The organism is Slackia exigua ATCC 700122, assembly GCF_000162875.1.
GTDB lineage: Bacteria > Actinomycetota > Coriobacteriia > Coriobacteriales > Eggerthellaceae > Slackia > Slackia exigua.
Map to the genome: position 1 here is coordinate 542,106 of NZ_GG700631.1, position 15,011 is coordinate 557,116.

Annotated in this window: 12 protein-coding genes; 5 read left to right on the forward strand and 7 right to left on the reverse strand. The window is 63.2% G+C overall.

Annotated features, from left to right (window positions below; genetic code table 11):
- From HMPREF0762_RS08440 to glmM, 3 genes are all read right to left on the reverse strand, one after another.
- Complete coding sequence (locus HMPREF0762_RS08440) at positions 1–957, reverse strand: ribose-phosphate diphosphokinase (protein ID WP_006363250.1); 957 nt, start codon at positions 955–957, stop codon at positions 1–3.
- Between the two features lie 64 nt (positions 958–1,021).
- Positions 1,022–2,446 (reverse strand): bifunctional UDP-N-acetylglucosamine diphosphorylase/glucosamine-1-phosphate N-acetyltransferase GlmU, encoded by a 1,425-nt coding sequence (gene glmU / locus HMPREF0762_RS08445; protein ID WP_006363251.1) that lies wholly within the window; start codon positions 2,444–2,446, stop codon positions 1,022–1,024.
- Positions 2,447–2,512: 66 nt separating this feature from the next.
- Entirely contained in the window at positions 2,513–3,859 is a 1,347-nt protein-coding gene (gene glmM / locus HMPREF0762_RS08450; protein ID WP_006363252.1) for a phosphoglucosamine mutase, read from the reverse strand.
- Positions 3,860–4,100: 241 nt separating this feature from the next.
- On the opposite strand from glmM, the gene HMPREF0762_RS08455 reads away from it, so the two are divergent.
- On the forward strand, positions 4,101–4,559 hold the full coding sequence (locus HMPREF0762_RS08455; RefSeq protein WP_006363253.1) for an S-ribosylhomocysteine lyase: 459 nt from the start codon (positions 4,101–4,103) through the stop codon (positions 4,557–4,559).
- A gap of 143 nt (positions 4,560–4,702) precedes the next feature.
- On the opposite strand, the gene HMPREF0762_RS08460 is transcribed toward HMPREF0762_RS08455, so the two are convergent.
- Positions 4,703–6,466: an FAD-dependent oxidoreductase gene (locus HMPREF0762_RS08460; protein WP_245935518.1), complete on the reverse strand. Its 1,764-nt coding sequence runs from the start codon at positions 6,464–6,466 to the stop codon at positions 4,703–4,705.
- 166 nt (positions 6,467–6,632) lie between these two features.
- On the opposite strand from HMPREF0762_RS08460, the gene HMPREF0762_RS08465 reads away from it, so the two are divergent.
- Positions 6,633–6,902, forward strand: a complete 270-nt coding sequence (locus tag HMPREF0762_RS08465; RefSeq protein ID WP_006363255.1) for a response regulator transcription factor — start codon at positions 6,633–6,635, stop codon at positions 6,900–6,902.
- A gap of 69 nt (positions 6,903–6,971) precedes the next feature.
- Positions 6,972–7,649: a Crp/Fnr family transcriptional regulator gene (locus HMPREF0762_RS08470; RefSeq protein WP_006363256.1), complete on the forward strand. Its 678-nt coding sequence runs from the start codon at positions 6,972–6,974 to the stop codon at positions 7,647–7,649.
- On the opposite strand, the gene HMPREF0762_RS08475 is transcribed toward HMPREF0762_RS08470, so the two are convergent.
- The 3 genes from HMPREF0762_RS08475 to rplM form a co-directional block, all read right to left on the reverse strand.
- Complete coding sequence (locus tag HMPREF0762_RS08475) at positions 7,606–10,779, reverse strand: FAD-binding and (Fe-S)-binding domain-containing protein (RefSeq protein ID WP_006363257.1); 3,174 nt, start codon at positions 10,777–10,779, stop codon at positions 7,606–7,608. The genes HMPREF0762_RS08470 and HMPREF0762_RS08475 overlap by 44 nt on opposite strands.
- Positions 10,780–11,123: 344 nt before the next feature.
- Positions 11,124–11,516, reverse strand: coding sequence for a 30S ribosomal protein S9 (gene rpsI / locus HMPREF0762_RS08480; RefSeq protein ID WP_006363259.1), 393 nt, complete (start codon positions 11,514–11,516; stop codon positions 11,124–11,126).
- A 2-nt stretch (positions 11,517–11,518) separates the two neighbouring features.
- Entirely contained in the window at positions 11,519–11,956 is a 438-nt protein-coding gene (gene rplM, locus HMPREF0762_RS08485) for a 50S ribosomal protein L13 (protein ID WP_039993404.1), read from the reverse strand.
- A gap of 602 nt (positions 11,957–12,558) precedes the next feature.
- Between rplM and HMPREF0762_RS08490 the strand changes: the two genes are divergently transcribed.
- Together HMPREF0762_RS08490 and argJ are read left to right on the forward strand one after the other, a co-directional pair.
- Positions 12,559–13,698 (forward strand): N-acetyl-gamma-glutamyl-phosphate reductase, encoded by a 1,140-nt coding sequence (locus HMPREF0762_RS08490; RefSeq protein ID WP_006363263.1) that lies wholly within the window; start codon positions 12,559–12,561, stop codon positions 13,696–13,698.
- Positions 13,695–15,008, forward strand: a complete 1,314-nt coding sequence (argJ, locus tag HMPREF0762_RS08495; protein WP_006363264.1) for a bifunctional glutamate N-acetyltransferase/amino-acid acetyltransferase ArgJ — start codon at positions 13,695–13,697, stop codon at positions 15,006–15,008. The genes HMPREF0762_RS08490 and argJ overlap by 4 nt, the downstream gene beginning before the upstream one ends.
- Positions 15,009–15,011 lie beyond the last annotated feature (3 nt).

Genomic DNA, 15,011 nt, shown 5'->3' on the forward strand with positions numbered 1-15,011 from the left:
CTAGGCGAACAGCCCCGAGACGCTGCCGTTCTCGTAGACGTTCTTGATGGTCTTGGCCAGAAGCGGCGCGACAGAGATGACCTTGATCTTGCCGGTCTGGCGATCGAGGGGCACGGGAATCGTATTGGTGACGACGACTTCCTCGATGCAGGAGTTTTCGATGCGGTCGAAGGCGGGACCGCTCAGGATGCCGTGCGTGGCGCAGGCATAGATGCAGTCGGCGCCCTTGGCCTTCAATGTGTCGGCGGCCGCGACGAGCGAGCCGCCCGTGTCGATCATGTCGTCGTTGATGATGCAGATCTTGCCGGTGACATCGCCGATCAGGGCCGTGATCTCAGCCTGGTTATGGCGCGGACGATCCTTGTGCATGATGGCGATGTCGGAATCCAGCAGCAGCTGCATCTTCTTGGCTTCCTTCGCGCGGCCCACGTCAGGCGAGACGATGCAGAGATCCGCCGGGTCGAAGCCCTTCTTCTCGAAGTAGTCCACGAAGATCGGCATGGCCGTCATGTGGTTCACGGGCACGTCGAAGAAGCCCTGGGTGGCGGATGCATGCAGATCGATGCAGATAGCGTTGTCGATGCCGGCGACGGAAAGCAGGTCGGCGACGAGCTTTGCCGTGATAGGTTCGCGCGGAGCGGCCTTGCGCTCCTGGCGCGAATAGCCGTAATGCGTGATGACGGCCGTGATCGAGCGGGCGGATGCGCGCTTGGCGGCGTCGATCATGATAAGAAGCTCCATGAGGGCGTCGTTGATGTGCTCGCCCGCGACGGACTGGATCAGGAACACGTCGGAACCGCGCACGCTCTGCAGGTAGCGGACGTAGATCTCTCCGTTGGCGAAGGTCTCGCGCTTGATGTTGCCGAGCGCCACGCCCAGCTCGCTCGCGATTTCCTCGGCCAGTTGAGGGTTCACCGAACCTGAGAAGAGGGAGAGGTTCTTTACCATGTCGGTCATGTCCAAGCGCTCCTTTACGCGATTCCCGTATGCCGTATCAGCGGATTCCAGAGTACCTTACTTTCTACCGAGACGCAGGCGTGCCATGAGGCTTCGCGCGAGACTTCAATTTCTCCATGTGGCGCGATGCCCAGCCTTCGATCTGACGCTGCTCGGCGCGCTCGAGCGCAAGGGCGTCGGGCGCGACGTCGCGCGTGATGCAGGACGACGCGCCGATGACGGCACCGTCGCCGATGGTCACGGGCGCGACGAGCATCGTGTCGGAGCCGATGAAGACGCCGTCGCCGATCGCGGTCCTATGCTTATGCACGCCGTCGTAGTTGCAGGTGATCGTGCCGGCACCGATGTTGACGCCCTCGCCCATCGTCGTATCGCCGATATAGGAAAGGTGCGGCACCTTGCTGCCCGCGCCGATCGTGGACTTCTTGATCTCCACATGCGTGCCGACCTTGGCCCCTTCGCAGACATGCGCCTCGGGACGCAGGTACGCGCGCGGACCGCAGGAGGCGCCGTCATCGACGACGGCGGAGACGGCCACCGTCTCGTCCACGGTGCAGCCCTCCCCCACGACCGTATCGGTCAGGCGCGTATGGGGGCCGATCACGCTGCCGCTCTCGATGGAAGTGCTTCCCAGAAGCATGACCGAGGGAAGGAGCTCGACGTCGGCGGCGATCGTGACGTCGGGTCCAATGAACGTGGAGGCCGGATCCCACATCGTGACGCCGGCGGCCATATGGCGCGCATTGATGCGTTCGCGCATCGCGGCGGTCGCCTGCGCGAGCTGGACGCGGGAATTCACGCCCAATGCCTCGGATGCGTCGTCGGCAGGAAGCGCGATCACGGCCCGACCGGCATCGCGGCAGATCTCCAGAACGTCGGTCAGATAGTATTCCCCCTGGGCGTTGTCGTCGCCCACCTGCTCGAGGGCGTCGAAGAGCATCGGGGCGTCGAAGCAGTAGAAGCCGGAGTTGCATTCGGTGATGGCGGCTTGATCGGGCGTGCAATCCTTCTGCTCCACGATACGCATCACGTCATCCGAGCCGGCGGCGCGCACGATGCGTCCGTAGCCGGTCGGATCGGGCATGTCCATGGTGAGCACGACCACGGCAGCGCCCGCCTCTTCGCGGCGCGCGATAAGCGCGCGGATGGTTTCGGGCTTGATGAGGGGGCAGTCTCCTGACAAGACGACGAGCGATCCCCCGCGCACCCGGCCGTTTTCGGAAAACGCTTCACGCGCGGCATTGACGGCATCGCCGGTGCCCAGCTGGCGCTCCTGCATGACGATGCGAACGTCGCCTTCCACGAGGGGCCGCACTTGATCGGCGCCATGCCCGAGCACCGCGACCACGTCGTGGATGCCGGCGGCGCGGGCGGCATCCACGACCCAGCGAACCAGAGGCACGCCGAGAATCTCGTGCGCGACCTTGGGCTTTGCGGATTTCATGCGAGTGCCGGCCCCTGCAGCGAGAATGAGCGCCTGAGCTTCCATGGAATACCTTCTTACTGTACGGGCCTTCGAAGACGCCTGTCCGAAAGCCGGATGACGTTTCTGGAGTTACGCGAGCTCGCGCTCGACGACGGCGGCGATGGATTCGGCGCAGCTTCGAGCGATCTCTGCGCGCGAAGCCTCCACCATGACGCGCACGACAGGCTCGGTGCCGCTCGTGCGCACGAGCACGCGGCCATCCGAACCCATCCGAACTTCCGCGGCGGCGACGGCATCGCGCACGGGAACGCAGCCTTCGAGCGCGTGCTTGTCGCGCACGCGCACGTTGACGAGCATCTGGGGAAAGCGCTTCATGATCGCGATGGCGTCTTCGACCGTGCGGCCGCTGCGGCGCACGGCGCAGAGGAACTGGCAGGCGGTCATGAGACCGTCGCCCGTGGAATTGTAGTCGAGCAGGATCATATGCCCCGACTGCTCGCCGCCGAGAGCGAACCCGCCGGCGAGCATCTCCTCGAGCACGTACCGGTCGCCCACCTTGGTCTGCTTCACGGCGATACCCAGATCCTCCATGGCGCGCACGAAGCCGAGGTTCGCCATGACCGTGGAAACCACCGTGTCGTGCGGAAGACAGCCGCGCATCTTCATATCGCGAGCGATGACGGCTTCGACGATATCGCCGTCGATTTCCACCCCGTCCTTCGACAGGAGCATCACGCGATCGGCGTCTCCGTCGTGCGCGATGCCGACATCGGCGCCCGAGGCCGCCATGACCTCGCGCAGCGGGTCAAGGCAAGTGGAGCCGCATCCGACGTTGATATCCATGCCGTCGAAATCGTCGTGCACGACCGTGACTTCGGCGCCCAGGCGACGCAGGGCCTCGGCGCTCGTCAGGGACGAGGCGCCATGGCCGCAGTCGAGGGCGACATGCAGGCCCGAGAAATCGATGCCCTGGGATGCGACGGAATCCACCGCATGGAGGATGTAGGTTTCCGCCGCGTCTTCCAGCTCTATCGCGACGCCCACGCCCGCGCCGACGGGCAACGCGTCGCCGTCGAGGGCATCGAGGCCTCCGGCCTCGACGAACGCTTGGATATCGTCCTCGACGGCATCGGGCAGCTTGAAGCCCTGCGCATCGAAGCACTTGATGCCGTTGTATTCGGGCGGATTGTGCGATGCGGAGATGACGATGCCGCCCGCCGCGCGCATCTCGCGCACGAGCAGGGCGACGGCGGGCGTCGGCACGATGCCCGCGATCAGGGCGTCTCCGCCGGCGGACGCGATCCCGGCCACGAGCGCGGCCTGCAGCATATCGCCCGAAAGGCGCGTATCGCGTCCGACGACGATGGGAGATCCCATGAACCTGACGGCCGCTTGGCCGAGACGCATCGCGAGCTCGCAGGTGAGCTCGGCGTTCGCAACGCCTCGGACGCCGTCCGTCCCGAAGAGTCGTGCCATGAAAGGGTTCCTTCCCCCGAACGCCCCTTTCGAATGCGCGGCGACGAGACGCGCTGCGCAAGAGGCTGCCGATGAAGCCGCCGGAAGCGGCCGGAATATCCGATAAGCGCAGCCATTTTAGCATCACCGCACGCACGCGGCGAATCCCTTGGAATCCGCGCATTTCATGCGCGCGGCGCGCAAGGAGGGGTCAGGCGCGTATCATGCGGTTCAACGATAGATTCCCGTCAGGAGGCACGCCATGGAACTCAAGAAGATCGCAAGCTTCCAGGTCGACCATACGACGCTCGAGCGCGGCATGTACACGTCGCGCGTCGATGGCGACGTCGTCACCTATGACATCCGCTTCAAGCGTCCGAACAAGGGCGATTACTTCACGACGGGCGCCGCCCACACGCTCGAGCACCTCTTCGCGACGTTCGCCCGCAGCGGAGAAGACTCCGACCGGGTGATCTACGTCGGCCCGATGGGCTGCCGCACCGGCTTCTACCTGCTGTGCCGGGATATGAAGCCCGCACGCGCCATCGCGCTCACGCAGGAGGCGTTGGCCTTCATCGCGGACTACGACGGCCCCATCCCCGGCGCGACGGAAGTCGAATGCGGCAACTACCTTGACCAGGATCTGCCCGGCGCACGGGTGGAAGCCGCCGAGATGGCGTGCGTGCTTGACGGCTGGACGCCGGAAAAGCTGGCGTACTAGCGACATGCGGCACAACCGCATGCGATGAGGATAGGATCTGCGAAGCTCGCTCCTCAAGATTAGAACGAAGAGGCGCGCTCGATCGGATGCCCTAACCGAACGGCGCGCCCCTCGCTCGATTCGCTACTTTTCGCCCCGCTCCTCTATTTCCCGCCCAATACGTGGCCGATGGTGTAGCCCATCAGGCAGTTGCGGGTATGGCTTAAACAGTTCAGGTTATGCGGGTAGGTGTTGTAGAACATGCCGCCCGATGTGAGTCCGGCAGCATACAGACCCGGTATGGGACGATGCTCGCGATCGAGCACCTGGCAGTCCGTGTTCACCAGCAATCCGCCCGCCGTGCACAGGCCATCGGCATATTCCTTGGTCGCATAGAAGGGCGGGGTGTCTATGCTCGCCATCATATGGCCGGGGAAATTGAAGTCCTCGTCCTTGCCTGCGGAAGCCATTTCATTCCAGCGGGCGATGGTGGCCACGAACGCGTCCCGCGGCACGCCCATCATGTCCGCCAGCTCCTCGAGCGTATCGGCCTTCATATCGGTCTTCGTCGCCGCGCCCACCCATACGTCCTTAGGACCGTAGCACGAGCTTGAAGGCGTCCAGATCTTGTCGATCTTCTCTGCGATGGCACCGTCGACGATATAGAAGTCATACGTTCCGGGCTGCGCTTGGATGGCCATAGCCAAATGGCCGTACGGTTCGTATTCGGCCGTGAAGCGACGGCCCAGCTTATTCACGCGCAGATACGGCATGAGCTGCTCGGGATCGAGCATGATGGCTTGCGGGAAATCGTCCTCGGCAGCGCCTACGGCAAGCCCCATCCGATGCCCGTCTCCCGTATTCCCCATGGCTGCCGTCAGCCAATGCCCGGGAATGCCGCGCGGACGGCAGCGCTCGCGCAGCATCTGCTCATTATATTCATAGCCGCCAGTCGCAAGCACCACGCCCTTCGCGCAGTTGTACTGTTCGTACGCCTCGCCGCTCTTCACGATCACGCCCGTCACGGCGCCCGCATCGTCGGTCACCAGCTGCACCGCCGGCGTCTCGTACCGAATCTCCGCACCGGCATCGGTGATGAAGCCTGCGAGGATCTTCGCCAGATCGGCAGGAGCATACGGAAGATTCAACGACGTATTCCACGACCGGCCGTATGCGGTCTTGTCGTATTCGTCGCGGAAATCAGGAAAATCCCCCGCAGCGAACGTAAGCGGGTAGTCATCGAGGTTCTGATTGTCGAAATGACCGACATACCAATCGACAGCCTCGCCGTTGGTGTCCAGGAAGTGCTTGTAGAGCGCTATGTCTCCTTGGAAAGCCGAATCGATGACGGCGTCGGAAAGCCAGGCCTCTTTATCGAAGCTCATACCCCAATGCTTATGCAGCATCGAATCGGTGCCGCCGATGGTGGCGGAGTTGTAATTACCGAACGGGTTCTTCTCCACGGCGACGGTATTCAGCCCCGCTTCGGCGCAGGCAAGCGCCGCTGCATCCCCGGCGGGACCGAGTCCGCAGACCACCACGTCCACGTCATGCGTGGCAACGATCCGCGAGGGGTCTACCGGTTCGGACTCGAAGGCGACTTTACCCTCACCGGCGGCATTGATCGAAACCTCCTCAACCACCGGCCATACCGCCTGGCTCGGATCAAGCGTCTGCATGCTTCCCATGCCGGCGGAATCCGCAGCCCCGGTTGAAGAAGCCGACATGGCAGAAGCGCCGCTTCCCGACGCCGGCGCGTCTTTCGCGCAACCCACGATGCCGAGCGCGGCGGCCGTCGCACCGGTGGTGAGCGCCGCTTTCAAGAAATTCCTACGGCTCAGCTCCGACCCGCGAACGGCACCATCGCTGCCGACCGATTCCTGATCGGACACCGATTCCCAACCGTGCATCGAATCTTGTCCATTCATGACATGCCTCCCTCTGACAGTTCGAGCGACTCCCTTACGTTCGCCCGCCATGCCGCCATCATGCCCGAGCCGCACGCTGAGCATATCCACCGAAAAGGTAGATATTTCCATGAACGCTGTTCGAATGGGTAGAATGAGCCTTCCATACGAAGGACGGAGGCGTTTGATGGAAGAATCCATCGGTTTCGTCGAACAATCTGACCGCCTATCCGCCGCATTCGCGCGCACCATAGGTCTGACCCCGAGGGAGGCCGAGATCTTCCTCTTGCTTGCACGCGGGCGAAGCATGCCGCGCATCGCCCATGAACTCGTTCTTGCCGAAGGCACCGTGAAGACCCATGTGCGCCATATCTATCAGAAAGCAGACGTTTCCCACCGGCAGGAGCTTATCGATAGATACTCGACATTCCTCAACGAAGCGAGGCAGACGCATTGATCCGATCGACTGCGCATGGCGACGAATGGATGCCATGGCTGTTCAAAACGACATCGCAAGGAGGATTCCATGCGTTCGGACATCGAGACCGACTTGAGCGGATCGCTTCCGGTCTGGAACGCGCTTGACGAGCTTGATCGCCGCTTGCTCGTCGAGCATGCGCATGCGCTGCATTTCAGCGCCGGCGCGCATGTCCACGGCATCGGAGACGAATGCATCGGCGTGCTGCTGGTGAAGACGGGTTCTCTGCGCGCGTACATGCTTTCGCCGAAATCCGGCAAGGAAATCACGCTCTTTCGGGTCGCAAGTCCCGACACCTGCGTGCTTTCCGCCGCATGCATCCTGCGCATGATCACGTTCGACATCTTCGTCGACGCCGTCGAAGACAGCGACGTCCTCGCCATAGATTCGGAGGCCTACCTGAGGCTGATGGAGCATTCGAGCGAAGTCGAGGCATACACGTACCGCCAGGCGGCCGAACGCTTCAGCGACGTGATGTGGATCATGCACCAGATCGTCTTCATGAGCTTCGACGAGCGCCTCGCCGTATTCCTGCTGGACGAGACGGCGCGCTCGGGCTCGCAGGCGCTGCATATGACGCACGATGAGATCGCACGCCATATGGGAAGCGCCCGCGAAGTCGTCTCGCGCATGCTCAAGTATTTCCAGCAAGAAGGGCTCGTCGACCTTTCTCGCGGATGCATCACGCTGCTCGATCGGCAGCGGCTTCACACGATCGCGTCGTGACGACGGCATCGCGGGTCAGATCGACATGTCCCGTCTTCAGATACTCGATGAACAGAGGGACGAGGTAGGGAACCAGTTCGGGAATATAGGTCGGCATGAGCGAGCCCATCGTCTTGGGAAGCAGCTCGGGCATGAGTTCGGCCATATCGGGTGGCATCTCGCCCATGAACGCTTCGACGAGCTCGATCATCTGCGGCATGACCTTGCCCATGATGGCAGGTGCCATCCTCGGGAACAGGACAGGCATCATCTTCGCCATGAGCGCAGGCCCTCCGGGAAGCTGCGCCATGGCGCGCATCATCGGCCCCATGCCCGCCGGCATGGCATCAACCATGGCTCCGAACAGCGGCACCATGAACTCCGCCATGGCCTTGCGATCCATAAGACGGATGAACTTGTCGAAATACCCCCACATATAGCTTGTGTATACGTCCGATTTGGGAATATCATGCCCGGCAGCGACGGCGGTGACGCGAGCGAGGTCGTCGATCTCGAGCGGCAGGCCGAGCTTGTCGGCAGAATCTCGCAGCTGCACCTGGCAGCAGGGGCATGCGGCGACCACCGTATGCGCGCAGGCGCTGCACGCTTCGCCGAGGCGCATGCCGCCCAGCACCGGCCCCGTCTCGATGTCGCTCACGAGCGTGATGACCGAGCCGCAGCATATACCCTGTTCGCGGTTGTGTTCCATCTCCACGTAATCGATGCCGGGAATAGCCTTGATCATATCGCGCGGCGGTTCGTAGATGCCCTGCGCGCGACCCATGTGGCATGAGTCGTGGAACGTCACCGTCTTGCCGTCGAAGGGGTTTTCCGTAAGCTTGAGATCGCCGCGTCGGATTGCAGGCGCGATGAGCTCGGAATAGTGCATGGCCTCGATCTCGTAGGGTTCGCCCAGGCGTTCCGCCTCCTCGCGATAGAGATCTTTCCATACCAGCGCGCAGGCGGGGCACGAGGTGACCACCGTCGTGGCGCCGTGCGCGCGTGCCGCCGCCACGTTCTCGCGGTACATCTTCTCGAAAAGGTCCCATTTGCCGGCCATCTTCATCGGGATGCCGCAGCACTGCTCATCGGTCCCTAGATACGTCACCCGATAGCCGGCGTCCTGGAGCAGGCGGATCGTCGCCTCGGCGATGTCGTTTTCCACGTAGCTCGCCGTGCATCCGGCGAAGTACAGGATGTCGGCCTGCGGTTCGATCTTCGCGGCCACATCCGCGGGAACCCAATCGGCGCGGCGATCGCGCTTGCCTGCCCAGATATCGCCCTCGCCCTCGAGCGCGGCGGCCATCATCTCGAAAGGCGGGAACGTTCCCTTCTTCTGCTCATGGACGAGCTTCCCGCGCAGGACCATGCTGTCAGGTTCGATAGGCAGCTGCAGCTGGCAGCGCGTATCGCAGCGTTCGCAGGTCGTGCACCGCATGACGGCGTCGATGGCGTTGCGATCCCAGCTATCGCGCCCCCGGTAGATGTCGTCGATAACCGCATAGCGGCCGCGCGGCGACTGGCTCTCCCAGCCACGTCCGGCATACTGCTCGCACGTGCGCACGCAGTACCCGCACCGGGCGCACGCATGCGCCGTGTAGGCGACCTCTCCCGGTATGCCGTGCCGTTCAGGCCCCAGGGCGCTCGCGTCGTAGGGCTTGGGCTTCGCCGCATTGGCGATCGGCCGTATGGCAGGTTCGAGAACCGAGGCGATTCCCATGAGTCGATCGAGCGTGCGACCGCCCTCCCCGCGCAATGCGAGCACTTTGCCGGGATTCATGATGCGTTGGGGATCGACGCGTTCCTTGAATCGTTCGAGCGAACGTAGCCGCTCGCCGCCGAGCACGGCGGTCGCCTGGCTGCGGAAGTACAGGCCGGTGGAATACGCGCTGCCCCCATGCCGTCGGGCGATCCTGATGGCGGAAAGCGCGAGCGCGAAGGCGAGGTTGAACGAGAACCTGCGATCATCGTGGGGGATATAGCCCAGCAAGACCACGTCGCCGCTTTTCGTGTACATGCCCTCCATGACGAAAGGCTGGCGGATGTTCCTCTCGATATCGCCAAGCGTGGCCGCCAGCCCTTCGCGCGGCACGATGACCTCGGTCGGAACGATGGAGGGACCGATGCGCTTGAGCTTCATGGTATTGGCCCGATCGGCCCATTCGTGCACCGCAGCCTCATCGTCCAGACGCTCGGCGCCGCACGCGGCGACGATCTCCGCAAGCGCAGGATCGATCGCCTCTGCACGGGAGCAGGGGAAGGCGATCATCACGAGATAGGATTCTGGCAGGCCGCGCTCGATCGCCGCAAGCCGCTCCTGTTCCGCCTTCTCGTATTCGTGGCAGCGGCGCCCCGGCAACGCACGCTTGAGCCTGACCGATGTCGGATTAAGAAAAGAAACCGACCACATCGGCAGCTCCCGTTCGCGAATGAGCGTCAAGCCCTTGTCGAGCGCTTCGATGGAAGGAAAGGACATGAGGCGCACCTCGGTCTCCTCGAGCGGGCGCGCTTTGAACGTGACCTGCGTGATGACGCCCGTGATGCCCTCGGCGTCGGCTATGCCGTCGCGCAGCTCTTCATCCGCGCATTCCCGAACGCTGCCATCCGGCAGGACGACGCGGGCGCGCAGGACGTTCTCCTTGAAAAGGCCGTATTCGTACGACCCGAACCCGCTGCCACCCTGAGCAAGCCATCCCCCAACGGTCGAACTGGGAAAGCTCGAAGGATACATGCAGAGATCGAGCCCTTGCGCTCGTATCTCATAGGCAATGTCTTCCCAGACTGCGCCTGCCTCGCAGGTGACTTCGAGCGTTTCGGCATCGACGGACAGGATCCTGTCGAGCCCCGACACATCCATGACAAGCGCGCCTTCGCGAGGCTGGACGCCGCCGTAGCCGCTCGTGGATGCCGCACGAGGAACGACCGGCACAGCGTGCTCGCCGGCCTTTCGCAGGATCGCGACGATATCGTCTTCGGTGCGCGGCCGCACGACCGCCCCTGCCGTGCCTGTATTGACGAAAGGCCCTATCAGAGACGGCATCACACCTATGTCGCGAGAATAGAGCCTGCATTCGCGCGGGTCGGCGCTCACGCGTCCTTCCCCTACGATATCGACGAGCTGCTGTACGAAATCCTGGCTTACCCGGCCCATTGCCGTCCCCCTTCCCCTGCGCATCCAGCGCGGTTCGACGCGTGGCGCGGTATTTCCGACGCATCCAACTGTGCGCCTGGAAAGGGAACGCTGTCGGTGACTTCGTCACTGAGCCGATACGCACGCGACTGGCATGGAAGCCGAATCGACGGCGGGCGAATCGCCGAGATCAACGCCATCGAGGCTGAACGCCGGTTTCTCCGGCAAGGTTGCTGCGAAAAAAGCGGGGCTCGAGCTTGAGCCGGAGCCCGTATCGTTCTTGCCTGTGCTTTTCTCTCCCGCATACGAAAAGAGCCCTCCCGAAGGAGGGCTCTCGATACTGCAAGGGCAGCGATCGATGCGCGTTAGCGCTTGCTGAACTGCGGGCGCTTGCGGGCTTTCTTCAGGCCGTACTTCTTGCGCTCGACCATACGGGGGTCGCGCGTGAGGAAACCGGCCTTCTTGAGCTCGGCACGATAATCGCCGGCATTCAGGAGGGCGCGGCTGATGCCGTGGCGCAGAGCGCCGGCCTGGCCGGAGATCCCGCCGCCGTTGCAGCGGGCGATGACATCGAAATGACCCACGGTGTCGGTCACCTTGAAGGGGGTCGACGCGAAGCTGACGAGGGCTTCGCGGCCGAAGTACATGGCGGCGTCGCGGCCGTTAACCGTGATCTTGCCGGTACCGGGAACCAGACGAACGCGTGCGACGGCGTTCTTGCGACGGCCGGTGCCGTAATACATTGCTTCACCTGCCATGATTAGTTCTCCTCAATCTTGATCTCGCGGGGCTTCTGAGCAGCATGCGGATGCTCGGCACCGGCGTACACCTTCAGCTTCATGCCCATGGCACGACCAAGCGTGTTCTTCGGGAGCATGCCCTTGACCGCGTGCTCGATGACGCGCTCAGGATGCTTTTCCATAGCCTCCTGGAAGGTTTCCTTCTTCAGTCCGCCCGGATGGCCGGAATGGCGATAGTATTCCTTGCTGGTGACCTTGGTGCCGGTGACGCGGATCTTGTCGGCGTTGATGATGATGACGAAGTCACCGGTGTCGACATGAGGCGTGTACTGCGGCTTGTTCTTGCCCTTGAGGATGGTGGCAGCCTTGGTGGCGACGCGGCCAAGAACCTGGTCGGTCGCATCGATAAGGACCCACTCGCGCTCAACCTCTTGCGGCTTTGCGTAATACGTCTTCACTATGTCCTCCAATAGGTGCGTTCATAATCAAAAGTGCCGCGTCCGAACCGCCCGGGTCCCACCCCGATGCCGATGGTCGAAGGCCTGGACTCCTTCTCGCATCGCGTCCTGTACGCAGCGTGTACGGGGCTTTTGAAAGCGAACTTCAGCATTGTATGAATTCGCTGCGCGAGCGTCAATGAAAAGCGCCGTGAATCGCATCGGGCCGCGATGCTTTCCCACATGAAATCCATGAGCCTTGAAGATCGATGGGCGGCGAAAGAAACGAAGCTCTTCTCGGCTTCCGGACGAACGCCTTCCTTGAAAAAACCGATCGAATATGCCGTTCCCCGTTCGATTCATACCGAATTTGTGTGTATATATGCATTATTACTGAATATTATTACATTTTTATTCATTTTTATTATTATTTAAACATAAAACTTTTATGCACTTGATCAAAAAATGATATGATCCATGTGCATGGAAGGCATCCCTGGAAGAGACGTTCGAGCGGCGTGGTCGCAGAACCGACAGGCGATGGTCTTTCGCGGGGAAAGAACTCCCGGCTTGAGGCCGACCGCCTCTCGTCGATGCGACGCTGAAAAGAAGGAAGAAGGGCCATGGCTACGGCAGCGATCATAGGCGGAGCCGGATACGCAGGAGCGGAACTCATAAGGCTTCTCGATCGACATCCCTCGTTCGACCTGCGCGTCGTTACATCAGACGCCGACGCAGGCATGCCTGTCGCCGACGTCTACCCCGCGCTTGAAGGCATCGTGCCCGACACCTTCTCTCCGCACGATGACCCTGCGGCCCTCGAATGCGATGCGGCCTTCCTCGCCGTCCCCCATACCGCGGGCATGAAGCATGCGCGCCGCCTCGTCGAAGCGGGCGTCGCCGTGATCGACCTGTCTGCGGACTTCCGCCTGCCGCTTGAAACCTACGAAGCCGCCTATCGAACCGCGCACGCCTGTCCCGATCTGCTCGCACAGGCGGCGTTCGGCCAGCCGGAACTCAACCGCGATGCGCTTGATGAGATGCACGACCGCCGTATCGCGGGATTTCCCGTCATCGTCGGGTGCGCAGGTTGCTTCCCCACCGCCGTCGCGCTTGCGGCCGCCCCCGCCTTGCGCGCAGGGCTCATCGATCTCGCCTTCCCCGTGATCGCCGACTGCCTGTCGGGCGTGTCGGGCGCCGGCAGGAAACCGACCGCGCGCACGAGCTTCTGCACGGCGAACGAAAGCATGGAGGCTTACGGGCTGCCGCGCCACCGTCACGAGCCCGAGATGGAGATGGAGCTTTCCCTGGCGCTGCCTCGCGATCCGGGCGACGACCGTCCGGGATGCCCGCCTTCCCGCGTGGACGCGCCGGGCCTTTCGGCGTCCGCGCCGAAAACGCCGCAGGTCATGTTCACACCGCATCTCGTTCCTGTATCGCGCGGCATGATCGCGACCGTGCACCTGCGCCTCGGCTCCCATGCCGACCCGGCGCGATTCCGACGAGCCTACGAAGACGCCTACGCCTCAAGCCCGTTCGTCCGCGTGCTGAAGGAAGGCGCGTCGCCGAGAAGCTCCTCGGTCATGGGCACCAACGATGCCCGGATCGGGCTGTTCCCCGATCGGAAGGACGGCTGGGCGACGGCGGTCTGCGCCATCGACAACCTCGGCAAAGGCGCCGCCGGCCAGGCGGTTCAAGTCGCCAACATCGTATTCGGCTTCGACGAGAGCGAAGGACTGCTCGGATTGGCAAGGGCGCTATGAGTTTCACCACGGACTTCTACGATATCTCCGATCTGATGCTTGAGACGCAGGTCGAAGCAGAGGGCGTCGCGTTCGAGCCGCTCGCGCGCGGCGGCGTGACGAGCGCGCGGGGATTTAGCGCGGCCGGCGTCGCCGGAGGCTTCCGCGAAAACGAACCCGAACGGCTCGACCTGGCGCTCATCAGGAGCGAAACGGTCGCGCGCTGCGCCGGCATGTTCACGCGCAACGAATTCTTCGCAGCACCCGTCGCCGTCTGCCGCGCGCATGCAGCGGCGGGAAGCGCCCGCGGCGTGATCGTCAATTCAGGTCGCGCCAACGCCGCGACCGGCACCGTCGGGCTCGGCAACGCCGAGGAGATGGCCCGCATGGGCGCCGAGGCCATCGGCTGCCTTCCCGAAGAGGTGCTCATCGCCTCGACCGGAGTCATCGGGCAGCAGCTGCGCATGGACAAGCTGAGCGATGCCGTCGACGAGGCCGGACGTAAAGCATCCCCCGACGGAGGCCACGATGCGGCCTGCGCGATCATGACCACGGATACGCATCCGAAGGAATTCGCCGTGAGCTGGCAATCCAAAGACCCCTCCTTCGCCGGCACGACGTTCACCGTCGGCGGCATGGCGAAAGGGTCGGGCATGATCATGCCGAACATGGCCACGATGATCGCCGTGATCGCGACCGATGCGCCGCTGGGCCAGACGGCCTGCCGGCAGGCGCTGCATCCGGCGGTCGATACGTCGTTCAACCGCGTGACCGTCGACGGGGATTCCTCCACCAACGACACCTGCCTGCTGCTCGCGAACGGTGCGGCCGTCGAAGGAACCGGCGCGGGATGGATCGAGCCGGGCAGCCAGGCCTACGCCGAGGCCGCCGCAGCGATCAAGCTCGTCTGCACCACCCTCGCGCGCGCGATGGCGGCCGACGGCGAAGGAGCCACGAAGCTCGTCACCATACACGTGAAGGGCGCTGAAAACGACGGGCAGGCCGAAGCCGCCGCGCGTACCGTCGCGAATTCCGAGCTAGTCAAGACGGCTATCTTCGGACATGACGCCAACTGGGGCCGCGTCGCCGCCGCGATCGGGCGCAGCGGCGCGCATATGGACCAAACGCGTATTTCAATCGACTTCCTAGGCATCCGCGTGTTCGATCGGGGGCTTCCAGCCCCCTTCGACGAGGAACGCATGCTCGGGCTCTTCGAAGACGACGAGATCCTCATTTCCGTCGACCTGGCGCTCGGCAATGGAGAGGCCACGATTTGGACCTGCGATTTAAGCCACGAATACATCACGATCAACGGTTCGTACCGCAGCTAACGG

What these genes read in the sequence shown, in the direction of transcription:
- argJ (WP_006363264.1), top strand. Translation starts at nt 13,695, where the DNA reads ATGAGTTTCACCACGGACTTCTACGATATCTCCGATCTGATGCTTGAG.
- glmU (WP_006363251.1), bottom strand. Translation starts at nt 2,446, where the DNA reads ATGGAAGCTCAGGCGCTCATTCTCGCTGCAGGGGCCGGCACTCGCATG.
- HMPREF0762_RS08440 (WP_006363250.1), bottom strand. Translation starts at nt 957, where the DNA reads ATGACCGACATGGTAAAGAACCTCTCCCTCTTCTCAGGTTCGGTGAAC.
- HMPREF0762_RS08465 (WP_006363255.1), top strand. Translation starts at nt 6,633, where the DNA reads ATGGAAGAATCCATCGGTTTCGTCGAACAATCTGACCGCCTATCCGCC.
- glmM (WP_006363252.1), bottom strand. Translation starts at nt 3,859, where the DNA reads ATGGCACGACTCTTCGGGACGGACGGCGTCCGAGGCGTTGCGAACGCC.
- rpsI (WP_006363259.1), bottom strand. Translation starts at nt 11,516, where the DNA reads ATGGCAGGTGAAGCAATGTATTACGGCACCGGCCGTCGCAAGAACGCC.
- HMPREF0762_RS08470 (WP_006363256.1), top strand. Translation starts at nt 6,972, where the DNA reads ATGCGTTCGGACATCGAGACCGACTTGAGCGGATCGCTTCCGGTCTGG.
- HMPREF0762_RS08490 (WP_006363263.1), top strand. Translation starts at nt 12,559, where the DNA reads ATGGCTACGGCAGCGATCATAGGCGGAGCCGGATACGCAGGAGCGGAA.
- HMPREF0762_RS08475 (WP_006363257.1), bottom strand. Translation starts at nt 10,779, where the DNA reads ATGGGCCGGGTAAGCCAGGATTTCGTACAGCAGCTCGTCGATATCGTA.
- HMPREF0762_RS08455 (WP_006363253.1), top strand. Translation starts at nt 4,101, where the DNA reads ATGGAACTCAAGAAGATCGCAAGCTTCCAGGTCGACCATACGACGCTC.
- HMPREF0762_RS08460 (WP_245935518.1), bottom strand. Translation starts at nt 6,466, where the DNA reads ATGAATGGACAAGATTCGATGCACGGTTGGGAATCGGTGTCCGATCAG.